General features: G+C 34.3%; 5 protein-coding genes. 3 read left to right on the forward strand and 2 right to left on the reverse strand.

Going from position 1 to position 4624, the window contains the following annotated elements; translation table 11 throughout:
* The 3 genes from V7014_RS22680 to V7014_RS22690 form a co-directional block, all read left to right on the forward strand.
* Window positions 1-389 (forward strand): sterol desaturase family protein (locus tag V7014_RS22680; protein WP_335510603.1); only part of this gene is annotated, 389 nt, incomplete at its 5' end.
* Window positions 390-783: 394 nt separating this feature from the next.
* Entirely contained in the window at window positions 784-1611 is an 828-nt protein-coding gene (locus V7014_RS22685) for a MetQ/NlpA family ABC transporter substrate-binding protein (protein WP_335510606.1), read from the forward strand.
* Window positions 1612-1707: 96 nt separating this feature from the next.
* Window positions 1708-2898: a M20 metallopeptidase family protein gene (locus V7014_RS22690; protein ID WP_335510607.1), complete on the forward strand. Its 1191-nt coding sequence runs from the start codon at window positions 1708-1710 to the stop codon at window positions 2896-2898.
* An 82-nt stretch (window positions 2899-2980) separates the two neighbouring features.
* Here V7014_RS22690 and phaC read toward each other — a convergent pair whose 3' ends face one another.
* Both phaC and V7014_RS22700 read right to left on the reverse strand, forming a co-directional pair.
* The gene (gene phaC / locus V7014_RS22695; RefSeq protein ID WP_335510609.1) at window positions 2981-4072 is read right to left on the reverse strand and encodes a class III poly(R)-hydroxyalkanoic acid synthase subunit PhaC; all 1092 of its coding nucleotides are present in this window, start codon (window positions 4070-4072) and stop codon (window positions 2981-2983) included.
* Between the two features lie 63 nt (window positions 4073-4135).
* Window positions 4136-4624 (reverse strand): SDR family oxidoreductase (locus V7014_RS22700; RefSeq protein ID WP_335510611.1); only part of this gene is annotated, 489 nt, incomplete at its 5' end.

Consider the following 4624-nt stretch of genomic DNA (forward strand, 5'->3'; position numbering starts at 1 on the left):
TAAAACGTTTACATTATGATCATCATTCAGATCCTAATAATTTGTTTTTATTATTTTTACCTATTTGGTACAGCATCCCTAATTTCTTCATATTATCTTTCTTATTTTATCTACTTACTTCATCATTAACTTACACATTGGCCTTTGCAGGTGGACTAATTAATATGTTATTAATTTATGAGTGGAAGCATTATATTGCTCATCGCCCAGTGAAGCCTATGACTGCATATGGGCGTTACTTAAAAAAACATCATTTACTTCACCATTTTAAAAATGAAAACTACTGGTACGGAGTTTCATCTACAATGATGGATATATTATTCGATACAATGAAGGATGAGAAAACTGTGGAAACTAGTAAGACGGCTAAAGATTTAGAGAAAAGATGATTTTTACATTCTTTTATGAAGAGATTTAGTAGTGACTTCATTATTGAAGTCTTTTTTATTTTTTCATGTCTTTCACATCTTTATCTAAACAGCACAAGAAAAACCAGCCTACTAGGCTGGTAACATAGTAAATTCTCTACAATCACAGTTGTTTTAAGAATTCTTCATGTTCAAATAGTTTTTTAACCTATCGTCCATTAATAATGATTTTTAATACATTACCAATAAATGCAGTAAGCTCTTCAAACCAATTAGAAAAATGGAAAATTAAGGTTGCCAAATATAAAGATAAGTAATATAGTAAATACCATATTATCCATACCAATTAACTAAGAATTAAATGATTAGTTTTTGTTTTGGCATAATTCATTTCATACTTAAAGGAGAAAAGATAATGAACAAAGTGATGGTATTCATTAGTTTATTGGCTTTATTGACAGTATTTCTTATTGGATGTGGAAAAGAAACTAGCTCGGAAAGAAAAGAGAAAAAGAAAATTATTGTAGCGACATCACCTGGTCCTTATAGCGAGCTTTTCTTAAAAGCCGTTAAACCAATCTTAGAAGAAAAGGGCTATACAATTGAAGACAAACAGTTTACGGAGTTACTTCAAGCCGATGTTGCTTTAAGTGAGGGCGAGGTAGATTTAAACGTTGATCAACATTCCGCCTATATGAATACTTTTAATGAGAACAAAAACGCTAATCTTGTGAGCTTAACCCCTGTACCAACAGTACCTGCAGCTATTTTCCCAGGAAGAAAAACATCCTTGGATCACGTTAAGAAAGGTGATGCGATTGGTATACCAAATGATCCTTCTAATGCAGCTAGAGGATATGCTCTTCTTCAAAAAGCAAAATTAATAAAGCTAAAAGATGGTATTGAGCTAGTTAAAGCTACTGCAGAAGATGTCGTCGAAAATCCATATCATTTAAAAATTGTTGAAATGGATTCCGCTACCATTCCCCGCTCATTAACTGACTTAGATTATGGGGTCATACCTGGTAGTATTGTGTATGCATCTAAACTAGATCCAGAATTAAGCTTACTTGCAGAAGATGTATTAGAAAAATTTGAATTAGTAGCTGTAGTTAATGAAGCAAATAAAGACACGAAGTGGGCTAAAGATGTAATTGCTGCATATCAATCCAAGGAATTCAAAAAGTACATGGACGAAAATAATAAACATGGCTATTGGTATATTCCAGATGAATTAAAATAATTTGATAAAAAAAGAAACTACCAATCTCCTATAAAGAAAAGGATATGATAGTTTCTCAGTGAAATAAACTATAGTAATGAATAAGGAGATGGTAAAATGGCTTCACATATAAATGTACTTGAAGAAATAGAACAAAAATTAACGGAAAATTACCACAATATCGTCGGATGGCGAAGACATTTGCATCAAAATCCAGAATTGTCTTTTCAAGAAGAAGAAACGGCTAAATATATTAAAGAAAAGCTAATTGAATTTGGAGTAGATGTTAAAACAGGTATAGGTGGATATGGCTTAACTGGTATGCTGAAAGGAAATCAACCTGGTAAAACCATTGCATTGCGAGCTGATTTCGATGCATTACCCATCCAGGATGAGAAAGAAGTTCCTTATAAATCTATTAAACCTGGTGTCATGCACGCATGTGGGCATGATGGGCACACGGCTGCATTACTTGGAACAGCCGCGGCATTAAGTACTTTTCGTGATCAATTGAAAGGAACAGTTATTTTTATTTTTCAACCAGCAGAAGAATACCCTCCAGGAGGAGCAAAAGCAATGGTTGAAGAAGGTGTATTAGATCAAGTTGATTTTATATTTGGTGTTCACCTTGATTCGCAAACACCACTTGGAAAAATACTAGTTGGAAAAGGTTATCAAATGGCTGCTGCAGATAAATTCACCATTCATATTCAAGGGAAAGGTGGACATGGTGCACGACCTCAAGATGCCATTGATTCCATTGTAATTGGTAGTGACATTGTAAATGCCTTACAAAAGATTGTAAGCCGTAGTGTAAACCCTTTTCACTCAGCAGTAGTAACAATTGGTAAGTTTCAATCTGGGAGTGCCTTTAATGTAATTGCCGATACAGCAACATTAGAAGGAACAGTACGTACTTTTGATAGCAAAGTGCGAACTGAAATAGAAAACACAATTTATAGCATCATAGATGGCGTTACAACCGCTTTTGGAGCATCTTATTCAATAGATTATACACATGGCTATCCTGCTCTTTATAATCACCCTGCGGAAACTGAACTTGTGAAAGAATTATTGGCTGAACATTTTGATGAAGATTCTATAATCGACATGCAACCTTCAATGGGGGCTGAAGACTTTGCATATTTTTTACTTGAAAAACCGGGCACCTATTTTAGAGTAGGTGCACAAAATGATGATGAAGCTACACACTGGCCACATCACCATCCAAAATTCGACTTTGATGAAAGAGCATTATTGATTATCGCTAAGTCGTATATGAAAATTGTTTCACATTACTTATTTTAATCATAAAGCTATTTTCATACATCAATAAAAGCCAGTAAACTTTATCTCTGACAAAGTTTACTGGCTTCTTTACTTACAACCCTTATTTAGAATGGTCGATTAACCATTTATCTATGGTTGGATATGTTTTATTATTTGCAGCTCCACCAACCGTAATAGAGACATGACCAGCCGGTATAACTACAAATGTTTTATCTTTACTAGATACTTTATTCAATAATGGTTTCACTTGTTGTGGTGTAGCTATATGATCGCGATCAGCAGCAAGATTTAAAAGATTTGCTTTAATGTTACTTAATCGTACTTCTTGACCACGAATTACTAATTCATCATTCATCAATTTATTTTTTTGATAGAAATCACCAATCCATTGACGGTAAGCTTCACCTGGGAATGGAATTCCATCATGTACCCACTTCTGCATTAACATCCAGTTTTTTATAAACGTTTCATTATCGGCTCGATCCATTAAAGATACGTACGGACCAAGATAATTTACAAGAGGTTTTAACAATTTATTTCCTAAATCAATCGCTTCAGGAGGGACAATTCCAAATGTATCGACCATTTTATCTAGATTGAAGTAACGTTCATCTAGCCAATTTGAATACAATCCAGCATCAGAAAAATCAAATGGACTTGTTAAGAAAATCAAGTTACGAATTGGCAAGTCTGGGTGAAGCGCTGCAAAAATGGAGGTCATCGTACCACCCATACAATATCCAAATAACGTAATTTCATCTGCACCAGTAGTACGTAATACCTTTTGAACAGCTTTAGGAATATAGTCTAAAATATAATCATCAAGTTTCATATTACGATCTTCATATCCAGGTGTACCCCAGTCAATTAAAAATACATCATGACCTCGATCAGTTAAATATTCGATTAAACTACTCCCCGGTGTTAAATCTAAAACGTACGGTTTGTTTATTAATGCATAAATCATAAGTATTGGTATTTTTTTTGTCTTCGGTTTCGTCGGTTGATAACGGTATAATTTCGCTTTATTTTTCGTCCAAATGACTTGCTTAGGAGTCTGCCCTACTAATGGTTCTGGCTCTTTCGTTAAAACCTCTGAAACTCGTGAAAAACGTTTATATTCTTTTTGGAAATCATCCGGCATCATGTTTAACCATGATGATTCTAATTCTTTTGAAGTAGCAAAAGCCATATGTTTCTCCTCCTTATTTGCCCACATATTAAATACCCTAACGTAGGGTACTCATTCGCATTTCTACATGTACGCTCCACCATTTACATTGATACTTTGCCCCGTTATATAACTGCTTTTCGCAAGAAAAAGAACAGCTTCTGCCACTTCATGTGTTGATCCTAATCGTTTCATTGGTATTTTAGATACGATTTGGTCAATTACTTGCTCTGGAACAGCAGCAAACATTTCAGTATCGATAAAACCTGGGCAAACTGCATTTACAGTAACCCCTTGTTTTGCCGTTTCAAGAGCTAATGATTTTGTGAAACCTATCATACCCGATTTGGATGCAGAATAATTCGTCTGCCCAAATGCACCTGCTTGCCCAATAATTGAACTAATATTTATAATTCGACCATATTTCTGTTCCAGCATCGTTTGGATTACAGCCGAAGTTGTATGATAAATACTATTTAAATTTACATTGATTACTTCATACCATTCATCTGCACTAAGCTTACGAAATGTACGATCTCTTGTAATTCCAGCGTTGTTAACTAGTATATCAAC

The sequence above is a fragment of the Bacillus sp. JJ722 genome (genome assembly GCF_036963345.1).
Classification (GTDB): domain Bacteria; phylum Bacillota; class Bacilli; order Bacillales; family DSM-1321; genus Bacillus_AD.